Source organism: Acinetobacter sp. UBA6526 (assembly GCF_002434875.1).
GTDB lineage: Bacteria > Pseudomonadota > Gammaproteobacteria > Pseudomonadales > Moraxellaceae > Acinetobacter > Acinetobacter venetianus.
In genome coordinates, this window is record NZ_DJLC01000065.1 from 1 (window position 1) to 26452 (window position 26452).

A 26452-nucleotide genomic window follows, 5' to 3' on the forward strand; every position below is an offset into this window, starting at 1 on the left:
CCGCAGTTGAAAAGCCCAGAGGTATTACAACCGATGCTGCAATTTGGTATCCATGCGGGGCAGCAAGCCGAGATGCTTACAGATACGTTGAGAGCGTTATTGTTGAAAGCCTATGGCTATGAAACCAAAGTTTTTGAGTTTGTTTCTTTAGAACACACCAGTAAGAATAAAATGATTTTAGCAACCAAGCGTAAAGATATTCAGCAGCCTGATACAAAAATTATGCAGCAGATTCAAGCGTTAAAGGAAATGTATGGCATTCAAAAGCAAAGCTTAGAACTATTGTTGCAAGATCAAATGCCAATCGAGAATATCGGCTGTAAATGCTAAGAGAGAAATATGTTCAGCGTTAAACAGGGTTCGTGGGATCAATTACAGCAGGATGCAAAACTCATTCGGGAATTGGTCTTTATTTCTGAACAAAACATTCCTGAACAAGATGAGTGGGATGATCAAGATGCAATTTCTCAGCACTTTGTCGTTTATGACCAAAACCAACCGATCGCGACGGCTCGGCTATTAGCAAACAATAGTGTAGGACGTGTTGCCGTGCTCAAACCTTACCGTGGTCAGGGCATAGGTCGATTGATTATGTTGGAGATTATTGCTTACGCTCAGGCTCAAAAACGAACAAGCTTACAGCTATCGTCACAAGTTCATGCAATTTCATTTTATGAAAAGCTTGGCTTTGGCATACAAGGCGATGAATATGATGAGTGCGGCATCTCTCATATTGAAATGGTGATGCCGATTGGTCTTCACAGTTTATAAGTGAATCATTCGATCAACTTATTTTTGCTGATTTTGCTCAACAACTTCTGATGCAGCAGATGCATGTTGAGCCAGTTCTTTTTCTTGTTGTGCTTTACGTTGCGCGCCCGGCATATAGTCAGGTTCTTGCGTCATTGCTAAATAGAAAAAGCTTAAAAAAATGGTGCTGAGTACACCAACGATGATGACAAATTTCCAGCCTAAAACAGTTTCGTTAGAATCTTTGTGAGAATTTGAGCGATCACTCATAAAAAATATCCAAAAATAAAAAAATTAAATTTTGCATTGTAATAACAAAAATAAAGAACTGAGCAATGCTCAGAAAACCATAAATATTATATGGTTTTATCCTGTGTTTGAGTGCATTTTCATGATTTATATTTTTGATTGAGTTGAAGTGATTGATTTGAAAATATTGAAGTGATTGGTTATGAATGTTTACGGAATTTGAATGAGAAGCCGTCAACATTGCTGAGATTGACGGCTTGATTATTTGATTAAAGCAGCTTCCACTGCTCAATTGCTTTAAGCCCTGTTTCTATTCCAACATCATAGCTATAACGGATTTTGGCTTTATTCTTTGAGAGACGGCCCGCCATATTTTTGAGATCAGGAGGGCATACTTCTAAGATTTTTGGTTGTGATGTCGAACGTACAAATTCTACCGAGTCATTATAACGTTGAGTCCGTGCTAATAGGCTCTGAGCAAATCCTCGTTGCTGTTTAAACATATATTTTGCTAGGAATTGATCACCTTTGCTGCTTGCTTTGAAGTAGCTTTTTGGTCGTGTACGCAACACCATAAGCTTTGAAACATTGTTTTGTTGAGCAGCCCAGTGGATGGGAAGGGCATCTGCTACACCACCATCAAAATAAGGTTCACCAAAGACTTCAACAGCTTGACGAGTCAATACAGGTATTGAGCTTGATGCTCTTAAACCTTCTAAGATATTGTCTTTTGACGCTTTGATATAGGTGGCTTCGCCTGAAATAGCATGAGTAAGCACCATATAGAATTCAGGATGATTGGCAAATAAATGACTTTGATTTAGCGGATGTTCTTTTTCAACGACATCCCACATCCATTTTAAATCCAGTAAGTCACCACCTTTAAAAAAGCGACCGTATTGGATAAATTCGGAACGAAGCGAGTGATCTAAATAGATTTGTAGCGTGCGACCTTGTTGTGCAGCTAAGTAATTGGCGAGATTGGTTGAACCAGAAGAAACACCGACACACAGATCGAAGGGGTTAAACTGTTGCTGCAAAAATGCATCTAAGACACCGCTGGTAAATGCACCACGCATTCCACCGCCTTCAACGACCAGTGCCTGACGATTTTGTTGAAGCATTGAAAATCTCGAATAACATGATAAATCCCTGTTTAACACGGATTTATCATGTTCGACAATAACACTTTAGTGATTGTGTTGATGTCCTTCAGCGTTGTCCATTTCCATTGGCATAGAGGATTGAGACATTTCAGCTGGAGTTACGGCTTTCTTTTGGTTCATTGGCATATAATCTGGCTCATTGTTGATCGCCAAATAGAAAATCACCATAAATAAAAAGCTTAAAACACAAGTGATGATGAGTGCTTTCCAGCCCCAAGGAGATGTTTCAGGACAGAGTTTTTCAGACATAAGAAATTCCCAAAAGATGCGAAAAAATAAAGCTTAATTGAGTATATTTATAGCATAAATTGTGATGTATTACTCAGATGTTTTGCTGTGATTTTGTCGAGAGAATAAAAAGCCCGTACAGACAAGGAGTTCCATACGGGCCTTAACGGGCTTTAGTGAATCAAGATTATTGAATCACAGTTTTTTGCTGTGCTTTCTCTTTCAATAAATTTGGTGCCTTAAAACGTTCACCATATTTAGCAGCAAGCTCTTCTGAGCGCTGAAGTGATTGCTCGATACCATTTTGATTGAGGAACTGAATCGCTCCACCTGTCCACGGTGCAAAACCGATCCCAAAAATAGAACCAACATTGGCATCAATCACTGACTCTAAAACACCTTCTTCATAGCAGCGTAAAGTATCGAGTGCTTGAACAAACAAGAAACGGTCAATCATATCTTGTTCAGAAATATCATTGGCTTTTGTCCAACGGCTTAGACCATCCCATAAATGTTTTTTACCATTTTCAGGATAATCATAGAAACCAGCACCTGCTGCTTTACCTTTACGATTCAGCTCATGAATCATGGTGTGAACCACTTCATCCACAGGTGTTTGTGGTAAATCTTTACCTTCTGCTTGAAGTGCTTTTCGTGTTTCTCCTGCAACATGCTCGGTCAACGTTAAAGAGACTTCATCTTGAATTGCCAATGGACCTACAGGCATACCTGCTTTGAGTGCAGCCATTTCGATTTTCGCTGGATGCACGCCCTCAGCAAGAAGACGCATACCTTCTTGAATAAAGGTTCCGAATACGCGACTGGTGAAGAAGCCACGGCTGTCATTGACTACGATTGGCGTTTTAGCAATTTGCTGTACAAAGTCATAGGCTTTAGCCAATGTTTCGGCAGAAGTCTCTTTACCTTTGATGATTTCGACCAATTGCATTTTGTCGACTGGGCTAAAGAAATGCAGGCCAATAAAATTCTGTGCATCTTTACTTGCCGTTGCTAAACCCGTAATTGGCAGAGTAGAGGTGTTCGATGCAAAGATTCCACCCTCAGCTAAATACTGTTCAGCTTCTTGAGTCACCTTGGCTTTGAGTTCTTGATTCTCAAATACTGCTTCGATGATTAAGTCACAGCCTTGTAGGTCAGCCGCATCTGCGGTTGCAGTAATTAGTGCTAAGACTTGATCGCGTTTTTCAGCTGACATTCGACCTTGCGAAACACGCTTATCAAGGAGCTTTTGTGAATACGCTTTGCCTTTTTCTGCATTTTCAACTGAGACATCTTTCAGAACAACAGGAATGCCTTTGATTGCCGTTGAATAAGCAATCCCAGCACCCATCATTCCTGCACCCAATACACCGACTTTTGTTGCTTGCCATTTTGCAACATCAGCAGGGCGACTTGCGCCTGATTTAATTGCATTTAGACCATGCCAGAATGTACCGATCATGTTCTTCGATACTTGCCCCACAGTCAGTTGAGTGAAGTAGCGTGACTCGATACGTAAAGCGGTATCCACATCGACTTGCGCACCTTCAACCGCGGCAGCCATGATCGCTTCAGGAGCAGGATAGCAACCTTTGGTTTTGTCACGTAGCATCGCTGGAGCAATTGCAAGTACTTGAGCCACCGCAGGCGTTTTTGGATCACCACCTGGAATCTTATAACCTTTGACATCAAATGGCTGTTGAGATTTTGGATTGGCTTTCACCCAAGCAATCGCTTTATCTAAAAGCTCTTGTTCATTTTCAGCCGTGTCATGTACTAAACCAAGCGATTTTGCTTTATCGACACCAAATTGCTTTCCTTCCATCAAGAAGGGAAATGCATTTTGTAGACCAAGCAAACGTACCATACGCACGATACCACCACCGCCTGGAAGCAAGCCTAAAGTTACTTCAGGTAAACCAAATTTGGTTTTCGGATCATTGATGGCAATACGATAATGACAACCTAAAGCGATTTCCCAGCCACCGCCAAGCGCAGTACCGTTTAAAGCTGCAACAACTGGCACACCTAAAGTCTCAATCGTACGTAAGTCACCTTTGAGTTTTTCAATCATTTTGAAGAACTCAGTCGCATGTTCAGGTTGTACTTGAATCAGTTCATCCAAGTCACCGCCTGCAAAAAAGGTTTTCTTGGCAGAACGGAAAATAATGCCTTTCAGTTCAGTTTCAGCCTTTAATTTTTGACTGACTTCATCGAGTGAATCGCGGAACTCTGCATTCATAGTATTTGCAGATTGACCAGATGAATCAAGGGTAAGAATTACAATATTGTCAGCGTTTTTTTCGTATTTAATAGCGCTCATGTTGTGCTCCTTACACCAACTCGATAATGGTAGCGATACCCATACCACCACCGACACATAATGTTGCTAGACCGCGTTTTTTACCTTGGCGTTCTAACTCATCAAGTAAAGTTCCTAAAATCATCGCCCCTGTCGCACCTAATGGATGACCCATTGCAATTGCACCACCATTTACATTGACTTTCTCAGCAGGAACTTTAAGTTCATTGATGAAACGCATGACTACAGCAGCAAATGCTTCATTCACTTCAAAAAGATCAATATCATCAATTGTTAAACCAGCTTTAGCCAATGCCTTGCGAGCAGCGGGGGCAGGACCTGTTAACATAATGGTTGGATCTGTACCGACCAATGCTGTAGCGAGTACTTTGGCGCGTGGTTTTAGACCTTGTTCTTTGACCGCTTTTTCAGAAGCAAGTAGTACAACCGCAGCGCCATCCACGATACCTGACGAGTTACCCGCGTGATGCACATGATTGATTTTTTGAGCTTCAGGGTACTTTTGTAATGCAACTGCATCAAAGCCCATTTGTCCCATCATTTCAAAGCTCGCATTTAACTTTGCTAAACCTTCAACAGTGGTATTGCCTTTAATAAATTCATCTTTTTCTAAAATCATAACACCTGAGTGATCTTTTACAGGCACGACTGATTTATCGAAATAACCATTTGCTTGAGCAGCAGCGGCTTTTTGTTGTGAGCCGACAGCAAATGCATCGACATCTGCACGGCTATAACCATCCAACGTTGCAATAAGATCTGCGCCAACGCCTTGTGGAACAAATGAAGATTTTAAATTGGTTTCAGGGTCAAGTGCCCAAGGACCGCCATCTGAACCCATTGGAATACGTGACATTGACTCTACGCCACCAGCAACGACAACGTCTTCCCAACCTGAACGTACTTTTTGTGCTGCCAAGTTTACCGCTTCTAAGCCAGATGCGCAGAATCGATTGATTTGTACCCCTGCTACATCATCATTCCAACCCGCGGCAATTGCAGCAGTTTTTGCAATATCACCACCTTGGTCTGCAACAGGTGTTACACAGCCTAATACGATGTCATCAACTTTCGATGTGTCGAGTTGATGGCGTTGTTGTAATTCATTCAGTAATGAAGTGAGTAAAGTAATTGGTTTTACTTCATGAAGTGAGCCGTCTTTTTTTCCTTTTCCGCGTGGCGTGCGAATGGCATCAATAATGTAGGCCTCGCTCATAGGTTTTCCTTGTATCACCTTAAAATTGTTGTTTATCGAGTGTACTCAATTTAAGTGCTAGTGCAATGATGATAAACGTTGGCAAGTTTGATGTTTTTCGCCAATTGTTCAGATTGCTCTTTAGCTGCAAGATGAAAGAAATAAAAAGCTCGAATCAACTACTCTGATTTTAGTGAAGATGATTTATCTCATTAGAAATCAATCTAATAAAATGATATTAATTGGGGGATATAGAATTTTAGTTGATGATCTTAATTAATCAGCTAAGACTCTAAATTTAATTGTATTAGCTTTCAGCTTTATAGTCTTTTAACGGAATGCACCATTGGTTCGGATCATCTTGCCAACCAAGACCGAGTGAACCAATTTCGAGTACATTGGTGTAGAGATCGCCTACGCTATTTTTATTTCTCTCAAAGATTGCATTTACGGTGTAGTCACCACGGTCAGCGAACATATAAACATCTGCTCCAAATACAAGACAAGCATTAGAAAAAGTTCTTCCTGTATGTTGGATATCATCACCTAATACGACAGTACGGCCATCGAATACCATGTTGACATTGTCTTTTTTATAACTGTCTAGAGGTTTGTCCCAGTCGATACCTTGAACACGATATTGATCAACCACTTTGCCATCTTCACTATAAACATGTATGGCGTATCTTTCATCTTGAGTTGCATATACATAGTGGAACATATCACCATAATCTGCTGTGGATACAGGTTTTCCAAAACGCTTGGTGACACTATTAATTGTATCTTTGACGCGAAGTTGTTGACCTGAAATGTTGATCACGGGAGGAGTGGCTGATTTATTGGCTTTCTCAGCAGATATGGTTTTTGCATGTAATGAATGTGTACATGCTGCTAATAATAAAGCCGTAAACACCATAGAAAATTTCATACGATTTCCCCATAAATATTTAAAATAAAAGCTAAATTGCATTTGTTAGAGCTGGTTTTGATGCTGTTAGTTTAAGTTATATTAGAGTTATTGGAATGAATCTACAAATAAGATATCGGAAAGTCTTTAAGGAAATTAATATTTTGGATAGTTATGATATAAGCAGATTAAATTTTTAGTTCTTCATTGATTAGGCTCAAATGAAAAAATTGATTGTGCTCTGATTCGGTGTATTCAGCAAATGCTTTACCTTTAATAAAACCAAATTTTTGATAGAGATGGATTGCTGCTTCAAAATGAGCACCTTTTCCCGTTTCTAGACTTACTTTCTTATAATTCCGTTGTTTGGATATTTTTAGAAAATATTTGAGAAGCTCTGATGCAATGCCTTTACGTAAATGATTTGGATGTGTTCGCATTGATTTGATTTCAGCATGCATGGGTGAAAGTTCTTGGATCGCACCGCAGCCAAGTAGTTCATCATCATGCCAAAGGGTATAAAAACTAATATTCTCTTTTTGTAGGTGACTAATGTCTAGAGCAAAGCTATTTTCAATAGGAGTGTTTTTATGCATTCCATTTAAATGGATACGAATTAAGTTCTGTACTTGAGGGTGAGAAAAATCACCTTTTTTAATGATCATCATGTTCAAGCTAATTTTAAATTAATACTTGATTATTACCATATTTAAAAAGCAGTGTTCAACTCTTAAAAGTTGAACACTTGTATAGAACACATTAATTATGGTGCCCATGCAATTGACGATATAAACCAGGTGTTACACCTGTCCATTTTTTAAATGCACGGTGGAAGGTGCTGGTTTCACTAAATCCAACCTGTTGAGCAACATCTTCAAGCGTAAGATTCGGTGTAAGTAATAAGTGAATTGCTGCGTCACGACGCAAGGCATCTTTGACACCTTGATAGCTTTTACCTTCTGCTGCTAAGCGACGACGTAAAGTCTGGGGTGAAAGATAAAGCATGGATGCAACATCATTAAGTGTTGGCATTTCTTCGCCAATTTGACTTTTCAATACATCACGAATACGCGATGTTAATGAATTGGTATTTTTGAATTTCACTAACAATTGCGCTGGTGCAGCTTTGAGAAACTCTTCTAAAGTGTTTTCATCTTGGCGAATTGGTAAGTCGAGATAATCTGCAGCAAAGGTAATTTCTGTACGTGGCGCATCAAATTGCATTACTGGCGCAAAGAACAGTGCATCATATTCATCGGCGTGGTTTGGGCGTTCATAGCCAAAATGAACCCGTTCTAAAGGTAATCGACGCTCAATTAACCATGAAGCAAGACCATGCCAAATCATCAGCATACTTTCAGTAATGAAATGATCTGGGTCGAGTGCTTTTGGAATATGAGGAACCAAACGAGCTTCATGCTTATCGCGTTCTAAACTGACAGACCATTCGTCTCCAAACAATTTGTAGAATTGAGATGAAAGCTCAAGTGCTTGTCCAAGTGTCTTGGAATGAATAATCAACTGACACATGATTGCGAATGTACCTAGACGACGCGGTTGGACATCAAAGCCAACGTGCTCATCTTGGGTGACCATCCATAACATTTTTACAAAGCGAGTGTATTGCTCAGGGGAGATTCGAGCTTTAGGTTGGCGCAGTAATTCTGCTTCTATACCGACATGTGAAAGTAATGTTTCAACGTCCATGCCTAGGCGCTTAACACCTGTTAAAGCCGCATTCACGAAGTGGATGCTGATCGTATCACGGCTCATATTGAATCCTTCAGTTTCTTTACTGTTCACGATAATTGACCTAAATAACCGTCTAAAATATCAAATTGGGCAATTGACAAGAAAAATAATTGCTCATTCTGTACATGTTAAATTGCCGAAACTATCAAGGTAAATGGCTGAACATGACATTGTTTTTGTGTTTATCCAAACCTAGTATAAAAGAAAATTTGAACAAATTGAGTAAAAATTATTATGCCATCTGCTTTAAAGGGATTGAAAGTCCTAGATTTTTCAACTTTATTACCTGGCCCATTTGCGAGTATGTATCTAGCAGACATGGGTGCAGAAGTTATCCATATTGAGTCACCGACTCGTCCTGATTTAGTAAGGATTATGCCACCCTATGCGAATGGTCAGGCCACTGCACATAGCTATTTAAACAGAAATAAACAGTCGATTGCATTGGATCTTAAAGATGCAGCCAATATTGAGTTGCTGAAAAATAAAATCTCTGAATTTGATATTGTGGTTGAGCAATTCCGACCAGATGTGATGCGCCGTTTAGGTTTGGATTATGAAACTTTAGCTGAGATTAATCCGAGATTAATTTATTGCTCGATTACGGGTTATGGTCAAACAGGGGCATACAAAGATCGAGCAGGGCATGACATTAATTATCTTGCGCTTGCTGGTGTCTCTGGGCATAGCGGTCGTCAGGATAGTGGACCACCTCCATTAGGGATTCAAATCGCAGATGTTGCAGGAGGTTCTTTACATGCCGTGATTGGAATTTTGGCAGCAGTTGTAGAGCGCCAACGTAGTGGTATGGGTCAATATATTGATATTTCGATGACAGATTGTGTGGCGAGCTTAAATAGCATGGCTGCTTCTGCCAGTCTTGCTGGACAGACACCTCAAGCACCAGAACAAGGTATGCTGAATGGTGCGAGTTTCTATGATTATTATGAAACCAAAGACGGTCGCTATTTTTCAGTAGGCAGTTTAGAGCCACAATTTATGGCGGGTTTAGCAGCAGCATTAGACTTACCGATTCTGCTGGCAAAAGGTGCATCCTTTGATCCTGAAGATCGTCAAGCCGTTAAGCAGGCATTGCAGGAGAAATTTAAGACCCAAGATTTTGCAGCATGGCAACAGCTATTCCAAAATCTAGACATTTGTGTTGAGCCAGTACTTAGTCTTGATGAAGCATTAGTATCACCAATTGCTGATCAACGTGGCTGGGTGGTAGATGTTCCATTGTCTGAAAATGCAGAGCAAACTGAACCGCAGCTTGCATGTCCAATCAAGTTTTCTCGTTCGAAAATGAACTATGCATTTATAGGGCAAGGCTTGGGTGAGGGCAAATGGTAGAAAATATGTGCATTCAATCACTGATTGTTAACATATTGTACAGATCATTAACATTTTGAATAAATTGTAATTTCAAAATCGGAGTAACCTTTTATATACAAAAACATAAAAGGTTACGTAAACATGACAATCTCTAAATCATTGATTGTTTCTTGTTTATCCGTTCTATCATTGAGTCTTTTCGCACAACAAACTCAAGCAGCCGAAGCTTTTGACCCAAATGGTCAATGGCTGTTTGGGGATTGGAACGGTCAACGCACTGCGTTGCAAGAACAGGGTTATAAATTTTCTGCGGATTACACGGGTGAGTTTGCAGGGGTTTTAGATTCTAAACAGCATTCAAGTCATGGCAGTGAATATACTGGACAATTGGCTTTAGGTACACATCTTGATCTAAACAAAATTTTAGGTTGGCAAGATACAGAAGCTCAGATCACGATTACCTATCGTGATGGTCAATCACTTTCTCAAACAGCAGATGGTCTGCAAGGGCATCTGAGTTCAGTACAAGAAGTTTGGGGACGTGGTCAAACATGGCGCCTCACGGATCTCTGGATCAAAAAGAAATTTTTAGATCAAGCCTTAGATATTAAAGTGGGTCGTTTTGGTGAAGGTGAAGACTTTAATAGTTTTGACTGTGATTTCCAAAACTTAGCTTTATGTGGTTCTCAAGTCGGGAACTGGGTTGGTGATCAATGGTATAACTGGCCTGTGAGTCAGTGGGCATTACGTGTTAAGTACAACCTCCAACCTGATCTTTATGCACAAATCGGGGCTTATGAATACAATCCTGAAAATTTACAGCGCGGTAAAGGTTTTAACCTGAGTACTGATGGTTCTCGTGGGGCAATTATTCCTGCTGAAGTTGTATGGACTCCAAAACTAGGCGCACTTTCTCTCCCAGGTGAATATCGTTTTGGCTATTACTACAGTACAGCTGATGCAACTGAAATCGAAAATCCAAGTAAAACAGGGCACAAACAAGGTGGTTGGTTCTCAGCCAAGCAGCAGTTAACTCAACATAATGGTCAATCTGATCGTGGTTTAACTGGTTTTGTCAATGTCACAGTACATGATTCAAAAACCAATGCTGTTAAAGACATGCAAAATGTTGGTTTGGCCTACAAAGGCTTACTTGATCAACGCCCGCAAGATGAACTTGCTCTAGGTGTGGCCCGTATTCATGCCAATGATAAAAACAACAATCTTTTGGATGAAGAATATAACACTGAGTTGTATTACGGCGTCCATGCAACCAACTGGCTGACGATTCGTCCAAATATTCAATATGTCCATCATGTTGGTGCATTGAAAAATGGCGATAAAACGTGGGTTGGTGGGATTAAGTTTCAAACTATTTTCTAACTAAAAGTTGAGAAACTTTGCACATTTAGTCAATGCATAAGATTACATCTGCAAAGTTTCCTTGATGAATTGAATTCGACCATTGAAAGGTTTTGTCCTTTTCATGGATCTAAAATCAAAAGATGCAAGGTGATCTTATGAATCAATCTGCTTCAAAATCTGGGCTTAGAACATTGACGGTCATTATTATTGGCCTGATTGCATTGTTCTTGCTCATTGGCGGTGTCTGGCTCGCGACAATTGGCGGGTCTTATTATTATGTAATTGCTGGTGTGTTGCTACTGATTGTAGCAGTACAACTTTATAAGCGCGCATCTGGCCCATTATGGGTCTATGCTGCGTTAATGTTAGGGAGTGTGATTTGGGGTGTTTGGGAAGTTGGAACGGACTTCTGGGCACTTGCTCCACGCCTTGATGTTTTAGGTGTTTTGGGCTTGTGGTTATTAGTACCTGCTGTAACGCGTGGTATTGATAAGCTAGGTTCAAGTAAAGTTGCACTATCATCTACGTTAGCAATTGCGATCGTCGTGATGGTGTATTCAATCTTTAATGATCCACAAGAAATTAACGGTGTAATCGAAACGCCTCAACCTGAACAAGCAAAAGCAGTCGATGGCGTTGCGCCTGAAGATTGGCCTGCTTATGGTCGTAGCCAAGGTGGAGAGCGTTATTCTCCATTGACTCAAATTAATGACAAAAACGTCAAAGATTTGAAAGTGGCTTGGACATTCCGTACAGGTGATTTCCGAACTGAAAATGATTCAGGCGAAACAACCAATCAGGTGACACCGATCAAGATTGGCAACAATATGTATATGTGTACCCCACATCAACATTTGATTGCACTTGATCCTGCAACAGGTAAAGAAAAATGGCGTTTTGATCCAAAACTCAAAACGGATAAAACCTTCCAGCATTTAACTTGTCGTGGCGTGATGTACTACGATGCAGCGAATACCACTGAATTTGCTACAAGTTTACAAGCGAAAAAGTCTAGCTCTGCTGAATGTCCACGCAAAGTATTCGTTCCTGTGAATGATGGTCGTTTAGTTGCGGTCAATGCTGATACAGGTAAAGCATGTTCTGATTTTGGGCAAAATGGTGAAGTGAATTTACAAGAATTCATGCCATATGCTTATCCAGGTGGCTATAACCCGACATCTCCGGGTGTTGTATCAGGTACTACAGTGGTCATTGCAGGTTCGGTTACTGATAACCATTCGAATAAAGAGCCATCGGGCGTGATTCGTGGTTATGACGTGAATACTGGTAAATTGCTATGGGTATTCGATACTGGTGCCGCTGATCCAAATGCAATGCCAGGTCAAGACACAACATTTGTGCATAACTCACCAAACGCATGGGCACCACTTGCCTATGATTCAAAACTAGATATCGTTTATGTTCCAACAGGTGTCGGTACGCCTGATATTTGGGGTGGAGATCGTACTGAGTTAAAAGAACGTTATGCCAACTCAATGCTAGCGATCAATGCAACGACTGGTAAGCTTGTTTGGCATTTCCAAACCACACATCATGATTTGTGGGATATGGATGTACCATCACAACCTTCATTAGCAGATGTCCAAGATAAATCAGGTCAAACTGTTCCAGCGATTTATGTCTTAACCAAAACGGGGAATGCTTTTGTATTAGACCGTCGTAATGGCCAGCCAATTGTTCCGATTACTGAGAAGCCAGTTCCACAAACTGTAAAATGGGGTCCGCAGACTAAAGGTGAGTTCTATTCAAAAACTCAACCATTCTCTGATTTTAACTTAGCGCCTAAAGATAAATTGACAGATAAAGACATGTGGGGTGCCACAATGTTTGACCAGTTAATGTGTCGGGTGAAGTTTAAACGTTTGAATTACGATGGCATTTATACACCACCTTCTGAAAATGGCACCCTCGTGTTCCCTGGGAACTTAGGTGTGTTCGAGTGGGGCGGTATGTCTGTGAATGCTGATCGTCAGGTCGCAGTTATGAATCCGATTGGCTTACCGTTCGTGAGTCGTTTGATTCCTGCTGATCCAAACCGTGAGCCAGTTGCACGTGGTGCAGGTACTGAACAGGGCATGCAACCAATGTATGGTACACCTTATGGTGTTGATATTAGTCCATTCCTTTCACCATTCGGCTTACCATGTAAACAACCTGGATGGGGCTTTGTTGCTGGTGTGGACTTAAAAACGCATGAAGTGGTCTGGAAAAAACGTATTGGTACGATTCGAGACAGCTTGCCACAATTGTTCCAATTGCCACCTGTAAAAATTGGTGTACCAGGTCTTGGTGGATCGATTTCAACTGCGGGTAATGTGATGTTCGTGGGTGCAACCCAAGATAACTACATTCGTGCATTTAATGTTTCAAATGGCGATAAGTTATGGGAAGCACGTTTACCTGCAGGTGGACAAGCAACACCAATGACTTATGAAGCCAATGGTAAACAATATGTCGTGATCATGGCAGGTGGGCATGGCTCATTCGGTACTAAGATGGGTGACTATCTCGTCGCTTATGCTTTACCTTAAACCCCTCCCAACCTCCCTTTCATAAAGGGAGGAGTTCCCCTCTTTTATAAAGAGAGGTTAGGGAAGGTTAAAAGTCCAGATTTATCTGGGCTTTTTCTTTTTATAGCCTTTAATAAGCTTATCAATAAAACCGTTATTAAATATGCAAAAAAAGCATTTTATTGATGAATAAAAGCTCGCTATGCTAGCCCTCTTTATAATGAATTTACTAGCCATACGCCATGTATTTATATACTGACTTCGATCAGCAGCTGATCAACCAACGTGTTGCTCAGTTTCGCGATCAAACAGAACGCTATTTAGCAGGAAAATTGACCGAAGACGAATATCGTCCATTACGTTTGCAAAATGGTTTATACGTGCAACGTTACGCGCCGATGCTTCGTATCGCTGTGCCGTATGGCTTAATGAATACAAAACAACTCAGAAAAATTGCTGAGATTGCGACTGAATATGATCGCGGTTATGCGCACGTTTCAACACGCCAAAATATTCAGTTGAACTGGCCAGCATTAGAAAATGTACCTGATATCCTTGCTGAATTGGCAATGGTTCAAATGCACGCTGTACAGACTTCTGGTAACTGTATCCGTAATACAACCACTGACCAGTTTGCAGGTGTGGTTGCAGGTGAAATTGCTGATCCACGTCCAACATGTGAGCTGATTCGTCAGTGGAGTACATTCCACCCTGAATTTGCGTTCTTACCACGTAAGTTCAAAATCGCGGTTTCTGCTCTAGAAGAAAAAGATCGTGCCGCGACAGCATTCCATGATATTGGTGTTTATATCGTGCGTAATGACGCTGGTGAAATCGGTTATAAAATCATGGCTGGTGGTGGGCTTGGTCGTACCCCAATTATTGGTAGTGTAATTCGTGAATTTTTACCACGCGAAGATTTGATTGCCTATTTAGAAGCAACTTTACGTGTCTATAATTTACATGGTCGCCGAGACAATAAATATAAAGCGCGTATCAAGATTTTAGTCAAAGCACTTACGCCTGAAGTATTTGCACAAAAGGTTGAAGCTGAATTTGAACACACACGTGAAGCATTGAAAATTCAACCAGAAATCTTGAAAAAATTGGATGAAGAATTTACGCCATTTGATTATCAAGATTTAGAAGATCAAGATTTCACGACTTTGTTTGCTGAACATCCTAAATTCAAACAATGGTTTAATGTGAATACCGATGCACATAAAGTTAAAGGTTATCGTATTGTGACGATTTCTTTGAAACGTGCAGGTGTTGCACCAGGGGATATGACCACTGAGGAAATGAATTTAATTGCTGACTTAGCAGATAAATACACCTTTGGTGAGTTCCGTACTACGCATGAACAAAATATTTCATTAGTGGATGTTCCACAAAAAGATTTATTTGAATTGTGGCAAACGCTTGAACATCACAATATGGCGCGTGCGCATATTGGTTTTATTACCGATATTATTTGCTGTCCGGGCGGTGATTTCTGTTCATTGGCAAATGCGAAATCAATTCCAATTTCAGAAGCGATTAGCCGTCGTTTTGATGATTTAGATACGATCTATAATCTTGGCGAGCTCGACCTGAATATTTCAGGCTGTATGAATGCTTGTGGTCATCACCATGTAGGGAATATTGGTATTCTTGGTGTTGATAAAAAAGGTGCAGAATTCTATCAAATTACCTTAGGTGGACATGCGGATCATGATGCGTCTTTAGGTGATATTTTAGGCCCATCTTTTGCTGCTGATGCCGTGCCAGATGTAATCGAAGAAATTTTAAATACTTATCTTGATTTACGTAATGACGGTGAGCGTTTTATTGATACCTATCGCCGTGTCGGCATTCAGCCATTTAAGGAGCGTGCTTATGCTTAATACAACGCTACAAGTGCTTTTTAAAGATGGCACAATTGCAGATAATACCTATCAAGTGATTGCTGAAGATGGTGTTGTTCCAGCGGGTGATGTGGTTTTAACAACAGCACAGCTTGATCAATTACCAAATGTGCAAGGTAAAAAAGCGCTCTATATTACAGTCAATGATTCTCCTGAGACTCATCAGTTTCCATTAGATGCATTCGATGCAATTTTTATCGAATTTGCTGGTTTTAATGATGGTCGAGGATATTCATTTGCAGCATTGTTACGTCGTCAAGGCTACCAAGGCGAGTTGCGTGCAGTCGGTGATATTTTTAAGGACGTTCTAAATTATTTAAAACGTTCTGGCTTTGATACTTTTGTGGTGAAAGAGGGTAAGGATATTCAAGAGGCTGCTGCTGGGCTTCAGGACTTTACCAATCCTTATCAAGCTTCTACCGCTGTACCGCAAGCAAGCTACCAAACAGGCGCTTAGAAATTTTTTTGTAATAAAAAGCTGAACCTAGGTTCAGCTTTTTATGGAGCTATATTTTTCCTAGTCGTAAATAAATCAAACCATTTAGAATAACTGATCATAAAAACTCAACTTAATATGAGAATTTCTTCTATCTATTAGTTCGTATTAGCATTTAGCTATAATCTTTTAGCCTTATTCATCTAATTGACAATTCACCATCCATTTGATGCCAAATTGATCTGTAAATGCACCGTATAGCGCCCCCCAAAATGTTTTTTCTAATTGCATTTCAATATGTCCGCCCACAGATAATTGATTGAATAGGCGGCGTGCTTCCATTTCATCATCTTCAATATTAATTGAAATATAGTGATTATTTCCTTGAATAAAGCTGCTATTTGGAGCGCAGAATTGGTCATTTACATCTGAACCCATTAACACGGTATATTCGTTGATTGGTAAAGAGACATGTAAAATTAAACTTTTATCAGCCTCAGATAATGTCACTCCTTCTGTTGGCGGCATATCCGCGTAACGAGTGAGCATCGCAAATTCACCACCAAAAACGGATTGATAAAAAATAAAAGCTTGTTCTGTTTGACCTTTAAAGTTTAGATAGTGATTAAGTTGCATTTTAAAGCTCCTTGTTGTTTTTTTATACAGTGCATAACGTAGCTCTATTTGAACAATAGGTGAATTATTTTTTGTAATTATTAAGCACAAAAAATCCTGCACGGGGCAGGATTTTTCATAAAGCAATAAATCTTAGATCAATTCGATTGCAACAGCAGTCGCTTCACCACCGCCGATACAAAGCGCAGCAACACCTTTCTTACCACCTGTACGTTTAAGTGCATGGATCAGTGTCAAAATAATGCGTGAACCCGTTGATCCGACAGGGTGACCTAATGCACAAGCCCCGCCATTGATATTCACTTTTTCAGCATCTAATTTGAAATCATCAATCGGGCACATTGTAACCATAGCAAAAGCTTCATTGATTTCCCAAAGATCAACTTCTTGCGCATCCCAACCTGCTTTCTTCAATACTTTCTCAATCGCACCAACAGGAGCAATTGTGAATTCAGAAGGGTGTTGAGAGTTAGAAGCCGTAGCGATGATTTTTGCTAAAGGTTGTAAGCCACGTGCAGAAGCAACATCTGCTGAAGTAAGTACAAGTGCAGAAGCACCATCAGAAATGGAGCTTGCATTTGCAGCGGTAATTGTACCGTCTTTTGCAAATGCAGGTTTCAAACTTGGAATTTTATCAATTTTTGCATTCAAAGGTTGTTCGTCTTGATCAACAACAACATCACCTTTGCGTGTCGAAAGAGTGACTGGAACGATTTCATCTTTAAAGTAGCCTTCAGTAATTGCTTTTTGAGCACGTTGCAAAGAGCGAATAGCAAAATCATCCATTTGCTCACGTGTATAGCTACGTTTATTCGCCATATCTTGTGCAAATGAACCCATCAAACGACCTGTCTCTGCATCTTCAAGACCATCAAAGAACATATGATCTTTAATTTCACCATGACCCATGCGATAGCCCGCACGCGCTTTAGGCAAAACGTAAGGAGCATTAGTCATTGATTCCATGCCGCCTGCAACAACAATTTCAGCACTACCTGCTTTGATCATGTCTGACGCTTGCATAACAGCTTTCATACCTGAACCACAAAGCTTGTTAATTGTTACAGCACCTGTTGAATCTGGTAAGCCAGCTTTACGCATTGCTTGACGTGCTGGACCTTGCTTTAAACCTGCTGGTAACACACAACCCATGATCACTTCTTCAACGTCAGTTGGTTGTAGACCAGCACGTGTAATTGCTTCTTTAATTGTGATTGCACCAAGTTCAGGTGCTGTTGCACTTGATAAAGCGCCTTGGAAGCCGCCCATTGCAGTACGAGCACCATTAACAATTATGATATCAGTCATTATGTGTCTCCAGATTTATAATTTGTAGAGAATGTTCAAAACCTATGCAGTATAGTCAAAAATACGAGTTTTGGTTTTTTTCTGGTTGGACTGTAGAGTTTTTTAGCAAGTCGAAACCATTTCGCTGCGGATTTGTCCCATATTGCTTAAAATAATTTTTAAATGATTATTTGAGTTATTCATACAATAGAAAAAGCTACCATTTGAACCTCTTGGTAACCCCGTATCTCCTTGAAAGGTGACTGAGTTAACCCTTAGTGTTCCTCTCCAGTCTAATGTTCCATATTTTGATGGTATTGTGTTGGCATATAAAATTTGTTCTGAACGTTCTCGTGTCCGATTTCGGTTGTCATCAAAAAAGCCAATAAAACCTCGACTCCAATCATTACTGCATGTTATGAGATCTGTACTTGCACACAAAGTCACATTTTTATGATGAATTTGAGCATCAGATTTAGCTTTTTGTATATAAATTGTGAGAATTTTCTTGATCTGATTTACTTCATTTGAGATGAGCATATTGTTAAAGTAGGGTGTTCCAATTGCTGCAATTATAGAAATAATGGCAATGGTGATGATGGCTTCACTCATTGTGAAACCTAAAGTTTTAAACATAATATGACCTATATGCATTTCTGTAATTTTTTTATTAACAAAGTGTTAAGTAATTACTGTATTTATTAAATTAAGTTTAGTATTAGAAAAACTAACGATTACTTCATGTAAAAAATGCTGCTAAACTTGAAGTGAGCGAACAATAAGCTATTCAAATTTTCATTGCGAATCAAAATTTACTGAACTACAACGGAAATTGTAAGAAATTTTGTCAATAATTTACGAGGTTAAAGTTATCAAGCACTTGGAAAATTCATCAAGTGTTTGTATGATTCAAAGTGAAGTGAATAGCTTAAAAATAATACTGTGAACACTTCTGTGTTTATGGGGCCAAAAATCATAGGCTAAGCTTGAACAACAAACAATTGTTATCTCTGGAGGATATCCATGAAATTGAGTCGTATTGCACTTGCTATGCTTGTTGCTGCTCCTTTAGCTGCTGCTAATGCGGGTATTACAGTAACGCCATTAATGCTTGGTTACACATTTCAAGATTCTAAGCACAACAATAGCAATGAAAACTTGACATATGGTCCTGAGCTTCAAGACGATTTATTCGTTGGTGCTGCTCTAGGTGTTGAGTTAACGCCTTGGTTAGGTTTCGAAGCTGAATACAACCAAGTGAAGGGTGATGTTGACGCAGTTAATCCTAACGCTGAATATAAACAACAGCAAATCAATGGTAACTTCTATGTTACTTCTGATTTAATCACTAAAAACTACGATAGCAAAATCAAGCCTTACGTACTATTAGGTGCTGGTCATTATAAGTATACTTTTGATGATGTGAATCGTGGTGTTCGTGGTGATAAAGAAGAAGGTACTTTAGGTAATGCTGGTTTTGGTGCTTTCTGGCGCTTAAATGATGCTTTATCTCTTCGTACTGAAGCTCGTGGTACTTATAACATCGATGAAGACTTCTGGAACTATACAGCTCTTGCTGGTTTAAACGTAGTTCTTGGTGGTCACTTGAAGCCTGCTGCTCCAGTAGTAGAAGTTGCTCCAGTTGAACCAACTCCAGTTGCTCCACAACCACAAGAGTTAACTGAAGACCTTAACATGGAACTTCGTGTATTCTTTGATACTAACAAGTCAGACATCAAGCCACAGTACAAGTCTGAAATTGCTAAAGTAGCTGAGAAATTATCTGAGTACCCGAATGCGACTGCGCGTATCGAAGGTCACACAGATAACACTGGTCCACGTAAGTTAAACGAACGTTTATCATTAGCTCGTGCTAACTCTGTTAAATCAGCTCTTGTAAACGAATACAACGTTGATGCTTCTCGTTTGTCTACTCAAGGTTTCGCTTGGGATCAACCGATTGCTGACAACAAAACTAAAGAAGGTCGTGCTATGAACCGTCGCGTATTCGCTGCGATCACTGGTAGCCGTACTGTTCTTGTACAACCAGGTCAATAAGCTCAATAATTTGAGTTTTAAATGACATAAAAAAGCGACTCAATTGAGTCGCTTTTTTTGTTGCTATATTGTTGGTTTGACAAGATATATTCATTTGCTTTCTCCTTAATTTAATTGATGTATTTAAGGTAATATTTTAATTACCAAATACCTTTGTTGAGTTGTTGTTTTGCCTGTTGTCGATCTCTACGATGCTGTGCTCGTGGTTTTTCACTTTCATGTATTCCACCTTTTTTTAACAAAGGGGATACTGCAACAGGGTTGCGAGCTTTGATTTTTGGCATCTCTTTAAGTTTCATATCATTAACCTTTAATGCATAAAATTTGTTTAAGGGTGTGCAAGATTTCGACTAAATCTGATTGGTTTGCCATGACTTGATCAATATCTTTATATGCACTTGGGATTTCATCAATAACACCACTATCTTTACGGCATTCAATGCCTTGAGTCTGATGAATCAAATCATCTTGGCTAAAGAGTAATTTGGCTTTACTACGACTCATTTTTCTTCCTGCACCATGTGAACATGAGCAAAAAGACTCTGGATTTGCTTTGCCCTTCACAATATAAGAGCGAGCTCCCATGGAACCAGGAATAATTCCTAACTCATCTCTGCCTGCGCGAATTGCACCTTTTCGTGTGATCAGTAAGTCTTCACCAAAATGATGTTCACGACTGACATAATTATGATGGCAGTTAATTGCTTCTTTGGTCATTTGAAATGGCGGCAGGAGTGGTCGAATCGCTTCTAAAATGAGGCGCATCATTTCCCGACGATTCTCAAAAGCATAGTTTTGTGCCCATTCCACCGCTTCAACATAATCATTGAAACTGGCTGAACCCTCAGCAAAGTAGCTCAGATCTTTGTCTGGAACATGTCCAAACCGATGCTGCGCTTCTTTCTTTGCTAGTTCGATAAAATAAGTCCCAATCACATTCCCTAAACCACGACTACCAGAATGCAGCATGATCCAGACATCTTGGTTTTCATCCAGACAGAGTTCGATAAAGTGATTACCGCCTCCTAAAGTACCCAGTTGTTTTTGCCATGTAGCATCAAATTTTCTGAGCATTCTAACAAGTCCAGGATGCTTTTTAATGATTGGTTGCAATCGCTTTTCCAGTGGAATAACACTTGAGGCTTTTGCCTTGATTTGTTTGTGCAACTCAAAACCTACAGGAACTTTGCGCTCAATTGCATGTCTCAATGGCGCTAAATTGTCGGGTAGTTGCGAAGCTTTTAAATTCAGCCGAATTGCGTTCATTCCACAGCCAATATCCACACCGACAGCGGCAGGGATAATCGCATGCTTGGTCGGAATGACACTACCAACAGTCGCACCTTTGCCGACATGTACATCTGGCATTACTGCGATATGTGAATGTATAAACTGTAGCTGCGCCATTTTTTTGAGTTGTTCAATGCTTTCTTGATCAATGTCATTGGTGAATATTTTTACTGGTACACCATATTGTGCATTCGCATTGAGTATTTTTTGTATGCCCATTTTCTTATCTCGGTCATTTTAATTCTTCCGTCCGAATAGGCATAAAAAAACCTAGCGAATGCTAGGCTTAAGTAGGCACTCGGACAAGTGATCGTAAGATTTGTCACTTGTCCGTGAGATGACAGTGCCAAATCTAAAGTGTGTTTTCCTGTAGTAATAGCATCGTGTCATCCTCCTGTTTTCTTAAATACTTATACAATGTATAAGTGTGCCGTTGAAATATGAGCGTGAATTTTACGCATATTTCAAATTAGGTCAAGTTTTTACCTGATTTTTATTCGCCTTCTTTAACATTCATGTCTTTGTAGGCAATCAGTTTGGTTTTATGTTTCCATTTATACCCTAGCCATATCACCAAGAATAATGGAATGCTGATATAGGTTGAAAGTAAGCCTATCCAATCCACTTTTCCACCTAGAACAGCTTCATAATTTTGACCTAAGATAATGATAGAACAAAGAATAAATGCGAACCATGGTGCAAAAGGAAAGAACTTTGCGCGATAGGCAAGGTCATCAAGTTTATGACCCTGAGCAAGATAACCTTTACGGAAACGGTAGTGTGAAATTGCAATACCAAGCCAAACGATAAATCCACACATACCTGACATGTTCAGCAACCAGTTAAACACTTGTTGCTCACCAATAAAAGTGGTTAAAAAGCAGAGTGCAGCGACAGCCGTTGTTGCGTAAAGTGCATTCATTGGTACACCACGACGATCAAGCTGTGAGAACCATTTTGGCGCACGACCTTCTTTTGCCATATCAAACAACATACGTGTTGATGAGTACATGCCTGAATTACCCGCGGATAAAATTGCACTTAGAATCACGGCATTCATTAGGCCAGCAGCAAATGCAAATCCAGCTTTCTCATAAAGTAATGTGAAAGGTGAAAGTGCGATATTTTCACTTTCTGCAGCATGTAACAACAGTGGGTTGTCATAGCTAATCAAGGTGCCAATGATGAAGATACACAGGATGTAGAATAATAAAATACGCCAGAAAATTTGTTTAATCGCAAGAGGAATTGTTTTCTTCGGATCTTTTGATTCACCTGCTGCAACCCCAACCATTTCGGTACCTTGGAATGAGAACCCAGCAATCATGGCAACACCGATCATGGCCTGTAAACCACCAACAAACGGCGCGTCACCTTTAGTCCAATTCGTAAATACTGATGCATCTGGTGTTAGCATGATTTTTGCGATCATGGCGATACCAATAATAATGAAGACAATGATCGCGATCACTTTAATCATCGAGAACCAGAATTCACTTTCACCAAAACCTTTGACGGTCATTGCATTGATGCCAAAAATCACGGCAAGGAACAGCGCACTCCAATAAAAGCCAGAAATTTCTGGGAACCAGAACTTCATAATAAATTGAACTGCAACTAATTCAAATGCAACGGTAATTGCCCAGTTGTACCAGTAATTCCATCCTAAGGCGAAGCCAAAGCCTTCTTCAACATACCGGCTACCATAGGTAAAGAATGCACCTGAACTTGGGTTATGTGTTGCAAGTTCACCCAAGCTAGTCATCAAGAAATAAATCATGATACCAATTAGTGCATAGGCGAGTAATGCACCGCCAGGACCTGCAGTCGCAATAGTTGAACCTGATGCAAGGAATAAACCTGTACCGATCGATCCACCAATCGCAATCATATTGAGGTGGCGAGCCCCGAGCTTGCGCTGAAGGTGTTGGGGAGCAGATGTATCGCTCATAAAAATTCCTTAAACTTTATAAGGGTCTATTGACACTTCTCATAGGTTGTAGGGTAGACGAACATGTCAATTGACCCTATTTAGCACTCGCGAAGAGTACCTTAAATCCTTGTTGATCGGTTTTTATCATACATTGACCAAAACTTTGCTCAATGAGAGGCGGGTAGTTTAAAAAACGATTCGCCACGATCCATAACTCACCTGAGCTTTTCAGGTGGGATTTTGCAAGCTGACAGAGTTCTTCACTTGCATCGTAATTGGTATGAATCCCTTGATGAAATGGAGGATTGCTCACAATCGCATCCAACTCTCTAGGTGCATCTTTTAAACCTGTGACAGCTTGTAGATGTAACTGAGCTAAATCCAAGCCATTTCGTTTGAAAGTCATCTCAGTTGATCGTAATGCAAATGCATCAACATCAAGCGCAAAAATATGTTGCTCTGGATTTAATTTGGCTAAAAAGCTGCTGATAACGCCAGCGCCGCAACCAAAGTCGGCAATCTTACCTGATTTTACTTGTGATAGGTAAGGAAGTAATATGGCTGTTCCGACATCCAAATGCGCTTGACTAAACACACCTGGTAGTGCACAGATTTCTAACTGATCTTGGTTCACTTGAACTGTATATGTTTTTAACCATTGTTCAAGTGGTTTAAGTTGCTCAGCTTTTTCTATTTTTAATTGCCATAATTGACAGTGACGTGCGCTATCTAACTTTAGCGTTTTCCCATAGGGTTGCAGTTGTTTTGCTGCGCGTTCCACCCCCCCTTTTTTCTCACCGACAAGAAAAATATTTTGACCAATGGTTAAATGGCTCACCACAACATGCAAAATATAGCTGAGGAGTTCTTTTGATTTTGGAACGAAAATAACGACTTGATCAAAGTTAGATTGAGGAAATTCCACTGAAAAGCTTGAATCAATTCCTGAGCTTAAAAAGCTTTGGTGATCAGCATAATTCCAAGTCCAAACAGATGCTTGTACTTGAGTTGGTAAATTTTTGGCGAGTTGATCATTTGGGGCATTGATCAGTAAAACTTGCCCGTTTAAATAATCTTGTTGTCTCAAGACAACTTCACTACGTGGATCCATTATTGATCTCTCATCAAAAACAAAGCCCAGTTGCTAAACTGGGCAATGATCATTTATTAGATGACTACTTGTGTGTTTCAGGTAAAACAATATTCAAAATCAAAGCTGCAATACCGCCTGTTGCGACACCCGAGCTAAAAATATTTTTGAATAATTCAGGTAAATGCTCAAGGATCTGAGGAACTTGTGCAACACCTAAGCCGAGCGCAAGTGAAATTGCAATAATAAGCAAAGCACGACGATCTAGGTGGATACTTGAAAGGATATTAATCCCAGAAGCTGCAACGGCACCAAACATCACCATCACTGCACCACCTAATACGGCTTGCGGCACTGCCTGAATCACGGCAGCAACAGCAGGGAATAAGCCTAAAATAACTAAAAGTACTGCTATCCAAATACCGACATAACGACTAGCTACGCCTGTGAGTTGAATCACACCATTATTTTGTGCAAACACAGAGCTTGGGAAAGTATTAAAAATACCAGCAAGGAATGAGTTGGCGCCATTAACTAGAACACCACCTTTAATACGTTGCATCCAAATAGGACCATCAACAGGTTGGTTTGAAATTTTACTGGTTGCAGTCACATCACCGATCGCTTCCAAAGAGGTAACGAGATAGATGAATGCCATTGGAATAAACAAACTCCAAGAGAAGCTTAAACCAAAATGCATAGGCGTTGGGATTTGAATTAAAGGTGCTTCATTCAATACTGAAAAGTTCAAATGTCCCATAAACCCAGCGAGGATATAGCCAATCACTAAAGCAATTAAAATTGCTGAACTTTTCACCCAAATAATACGAATACGATTGAGTAGAATGATGATCCCAAGAACCGTACATGACATGATCAGGTTGTCTGCATTAGCAAAGGTATTGTCTTGCATTGCAGTGTAACCACCACCCATGCTAATTAAGCCTTCTTTAATCAATGTTAAACCGATGAGCAGAACGACTATTCCTGTGACTAACGGGGTAATCAGCTTTTTTACCCAAGGTAAAATACGAGAAACCCCCATTTCAATGAATGAGCCTGCAATCACAACGCCAAAAATAGCAGCCATAACTTGTTCTACGGGCGTTCCCGCAGCAACCATTGCACTCCCAATACCGATGATCGGGCCAATAAAGTTGAAGCTTGTACCTTGAACAATCAGTAAACCTGCTCCGAAAGGACCGACTTTCTTACATTGTAAAAATGTCGCAATCCCTGAAATGATCAAAGACATTGAGAGGATCATATTGGTATCTTCACGAGAGACGCCAAGCGCTAAACAGATCAATAATCCAGGAGTAACGATTGGTACTAAAATCGCGAGAAGATGTTGAAGTGCAGCTAAAAATGCAACAAAAGGTTTCGGTCGATCATTCAGTCCGTAAACTAAGTCGAGCTGTTGCTGAGGTTGAGAATTTGACATGGGAGTTTGAAAAAGCGATAAGCATTAGTGGAATATTCTAATAGAGTTAGTCTACTTTACCAACGATTCTGTAACGTTTCGTCAGAAAAAAAGTCACATGTCAATAAACTGTCACTACTAAAGTGTAGTGTTTTTCTGTATAATCTGCCCTCAAATTTTAAGCGTATCGAATTCTATGTCTGATATTAAGAATCTCCGCAATATCGCAATTATTGCGCACGTCGACCACGGTAAAACCACGCTTGTCGATAAATTACTTCAACAATCTGGTGCTTTGGGTGACCGTGCAGGCGAGATTGAGCGTGTCATGGACTCGAATGCGCTTGAAAGTGAACGTGGTATTACCATTCTTGCAAAAAACACGGCAATTAAATGGTTAGATAAACGTACTGATACTGAATACCGTATCAACATCGTCGACACCCCAGGACACGCCGACTTCGGTGGTGAAGTGGAACGTGTAATGTCGATGGTTGACTGTGTATTACTTCTTGTTGACTCACAAGAAGGTCCAATGCCACAAACTCGCTTTGTAACTCAAAAAGCATTTGCTCGTGGTTTGAAGCCTAT

General features: G+C 40.1%; 24 protein-coding genes and 1 pseudogene. 9 read left to right on the plus strand and 16 right to left on the minus strand.

All coding sequences use genetic code 11. From position 1 onward, the window contains the following. Together B4237_RS04300 and B4237_RS04305 are read left to right on the plus strand one after the other, a co-directional pair. A pseudogene (locus B4237_RS04300) lies at positions 1 to 330 on the plus strand (methyltransferase); the annotation flags it as partial. Between the two features lie 9 nt (positions 331 to 339). Continuing rightward, positions 340 to 771 carry a GNAT family N-acetyltransferase gene (locus tag B4237_RS04305; RefSeq protein WP_278595380.1) on the plus strand — a complete coding sequence of 144 codons (432 nt, stop codon included), beginning with the start codon at positions 340 to 342 and terminating at the stop codon, positions 769 to 771. Positions 772 to 789: 18 nt separating this feature from the next. Here the strand turns inward: B4237_RS04305 and B4237_RS04310 are convergent, their stop codons facing one another. The 8 genes from B4237_RS04310 to B4237_RS04345 all read right to left on the minus strand — a co-directional run bounded on the left by B4237_RS04310 (position 790) and on the right by B4237_RS04345 (position 8591). After that, positions 790 to 1020: a hypothetical protein gene (locus tag B4237_RS04310; RefSeq protein ID WP_004877228.1), complete on the minus strand. Its 231-nt coding sequence runs from the start codon at positions 1018 to 1020 to the stop codon at positions 790 to 792. 248 nt (positions 1021 to 1268) lie between these two features. After that, entirely contained in the window at positions 1269 to 2123 is an 855-nt protein-coding gene (locus B4237_RS04315; protein WP_061516746.1) for a patatin-like phospholipase family protein, read from the minus strand. A gap of 66 nt (positions 2124 to 2189) precedes the next feature. After that, positions 2190 to 2414: a hypothetical protein gene (locus B4237_RS04320; protein WP_061396754.1), complete on the minus strand. Its 225-nt coding sequence runs from the start codon at positions 2412 to 2414 to the stop codon at positions 2190 to 2192. Positions 2415 to 2580: 166 nt separating this feature from the next. Then, entirely contained in the window at positions 2581 to 4716 is a 2136-nt protein-coding gene (locus B4237_RS04325; RefSeq protein WP_286941614.1) for a 3-hydroxyacyl-CoA dehydrogenase NAD-binding domain-containing protein, read from the minus strand. Positions 4717 to 4726: 10 nt separating this feature from the next. Then, positions 4727 to 5932 (minus strand): acetyl-CoA C-acetyltransferase, encoded by a 1206-nt coding sequence (locus tag B4237_RS04330; RefSeq protein ID WP_004877220.1) that lies wholly within the window; start codon positions 5930 to 5932, stop codon positions 4727 to 4729. Positions 5933 to 6218: 286 nt separating this feature from the next. Further along, positions 6219 to 6839 carry a hypothetical protein gene (locus B4237_RS04335; protein WP_061396750.1) on the minus strand — a complete coding sequence of 207 codons (621 nt, stop codon included), beginning with the start codon at positions 6837 to 6839 and terminating at the stop codon, positions 6219 to 6221. Positions 6840 to 7006: 167 nt separating this feature from the next. Then, on the minus strand, positions 7007 to 7483 hold the full coding sequence (locus tag B4237_RS04340; protein ID WP_278595388.1) for a GNAT family N-acetyltransferase: 477 nt from the start codon (positions 7481 to 7483) through the stop codon (positions 7007 to 7009). Positions 7484 to 7577: 94 nt separating this feature from the next. Continuing rightward, entirely contained in the window at positions 7578 to 8591 is a 1014-nt protein-coding gene (locus B4237_RS04345; protein WP_004877216.1) for an AraC family transcriptional regulator, read from the minus strand. Between the two features lie 213 nt (positions 8592 to 8804). On the opposite strand from B4237_RS04345, the gene B4237_RS04350 reads away from it, so the two are divergent. From B4237_RS04350 to B4237_RS04370, 5 genes are all read left to right on the plus strand, one after another. Then, complete coding sequence (locus tag B4237_RS04350; protein ID WP_007482567.1) at positions 8805 to 9923, plus strand: CaiB/BaiF CoA transferase family protein; 1119 nt, start codon at positions 8805 to 8807, stop codon at positions 9921 to 9923. Between the two features lie 144 nt (positions 9924 to 10067). Next, complete coding sequence (locus tag B4237_RS04355) at positions 10068 to 11288, plus strand: carbohydrate porin (RefSeq protein WP_278595387.1); 1221 nt, start codon at positions 10068 to 10070, stop codon at positions 11286 to 11288. A gap of 137 nt (positions 11289 to 11425) precedes the next feature. Further along, positions 11426 to 13822 (plus strand): glucose/quinate/shikimate family membrane-bound PQQ-dependent dehydrogenase, encoded by a 2397-nt coding sequence (locus tag B4237_RS04360; RefSeq protein WP_034605102.1) that lies wholly within the window; start codon positions 11426 to 11428, stop codon positions 13820 to 13822. Positions 13823 to 14043: 221 nt separating this feature from the next. Then, positions 14044 to 15687: a nitrite/sulfite reductase gene (locus B4237_RS04365; protein WP_278595378.1), complete on the plus strand. Its 1644-nt coding sequence runs from the start codon at positions 14044 to 14046 to the stop codon at positions 15685 to 15687. Further along, a complete protein-coding gene (locus B4237_RS04370) occupies positions 15680 to 16165 on the plus strand; it encodes a DUF934 domain-containing protein (protein WP_007482573.1) in 486 nt (161 codons plus the stop codon). The genes B4237_RS04365 and B4237_RS04370 overlap by 8 nt, the downstream gene beginning before the upstream one ends. A 174-nt stretch (positions 16166 to 16339) precedes the next feature. Here the strand turns inward: B4237_RS04370 and B4237_RS04375 are convergent, their stop codons facing one another. The 3 genes from B4237_RS04375 to B4237_RS04385 form a co-directional block, all read right to left on the minus strand. Next, positions 16340 to 16780, minus strand: coding sequence for a VOC family protein (locus tag B4237_RS04375; RefSeq protein ID WP_278595377.1), 441 nt, complete (start codon positions 16778 to 16780; stop codon positions 16340 to 16342). Positions 16781 to 16912: 132 nt separating this feature from the next. Continuing rightward, complete coding sequence (locus B4237_RS04380) at positions 16913 to 18088, minus strand: thiolase family protein (RefSeq protein ID WP_278595376.1); 1176 nt, start codon at positions 18086 to 18088, stop codon at positions 16913 to 16915. A 102-nt stretch (positions 18089 to 18190) separates the two neighbouring features. After that, positions 18191 to 18703: a GspH/FimT family protein gene (locus B4237_RS04385; RefSeq protein ID WP_278595375.1), complete on the minus strand. Its 513-nt coding sequence runs from the start codon at positions 18701 to 18703 to the stop codon at positions 18191 to 18193. A 387-nt stretch (positions 18704 to 19090) separates the two neighbouring features. Between B4237_RS04385 and omp38 the strand changes: the two genes are divergently transcribed. Further along, positions 19091 to 20125 carry an outer membrane protein Omp38 gene (gene omp38, locus B4237_RS04390; RefSeq protein WP_278595374.1) on the plus strand — a complete coding sequence of 345 codons (1035 nt, stop codon included), beginning with the start codon at positions 19091 to 19093 and terminating at the stop codon, positions 20123 to 20125. A 140-nt stretch (positions 20126 to 20265) separates the two neighbouring features. On the opposite strand, the gene B4237_RS04395 is transcribed toward omp38, so the two are convergent. The 5 genes from B4237_RS04395 to B4237_RS04415 all read right to left on the minus strand — a co-directional run bounded on the left by B4237_RS04395 (position 20266) and on the right by B4237_RS04415 (position 25882). Then, positions 20266 to 20424, minus strand: coding sequence for a hypothetical protein (locus B4237_RS04395; protein WP_004877198.1), 159 nt, complete (start codon positions 20422 to 20424; stop codon positions 20266 to 20268). 4 nt (positions 20425 to 20428) lie between these two features. Then, a complete protein-coding gene (locus tag B4237_RS04400; RefSeq protein ID WP_278595373.1) occupies positions 20429 to 21634 on the minus strand; it encodes an RtcB family protein in 1206 nt (401 codons plus the stop codon). Positions 21635 to 21908: 274 nt separating this feature from the next. Next, positions 21909 to 23366, minus strand: coding sequence for an amino acid permease (locus B4237_RS04405; RefSeq protein ID WP_004877196.1), 1458 nt, complete (start codon positions 23364 to 23366; stop codon positions 21909 to 21911). Between the two features lie 76 nt (positions 23367 to 23442). Continuing rightward, a complete protein-coding gene (locus tag B4237_RS04410; RefSeq protein WP_286941629.1) occupies positions 23443 to 24459 on the minus strand; it encodes a methyltransferase in 1017 nt (338 codons plus the stop codon). Positions 24460 to 24523: 64 nt separating this feature from the next. Then, positions 24524 to 25882 carry a uracil-xanthine permease family protein gene (locus B4237_RS04415; RefSeq protein ID WP_061396744.1) on the minus strand — a complete coding sequence of 453 codons (1359 nt, stop codon included), beginning with the start codon at positions 25880 to 25882 and terminating at the stop codon, positions 24524 to 24526. A 175-nt stretch (positions 25883 to 26057) separates the two neighbouring features. Between B4237_RS04415 and B4237_RS04420 the strand changes: the two genes are divergently transcribed. Next, a partial coding sequence (locus B4237_RS04420; RefSeq protein WP_286941634.1) for a GTP-binding protein occupies positions 26058 to 26452 on the plus strand: 395 nt, incomplete at its 3' end.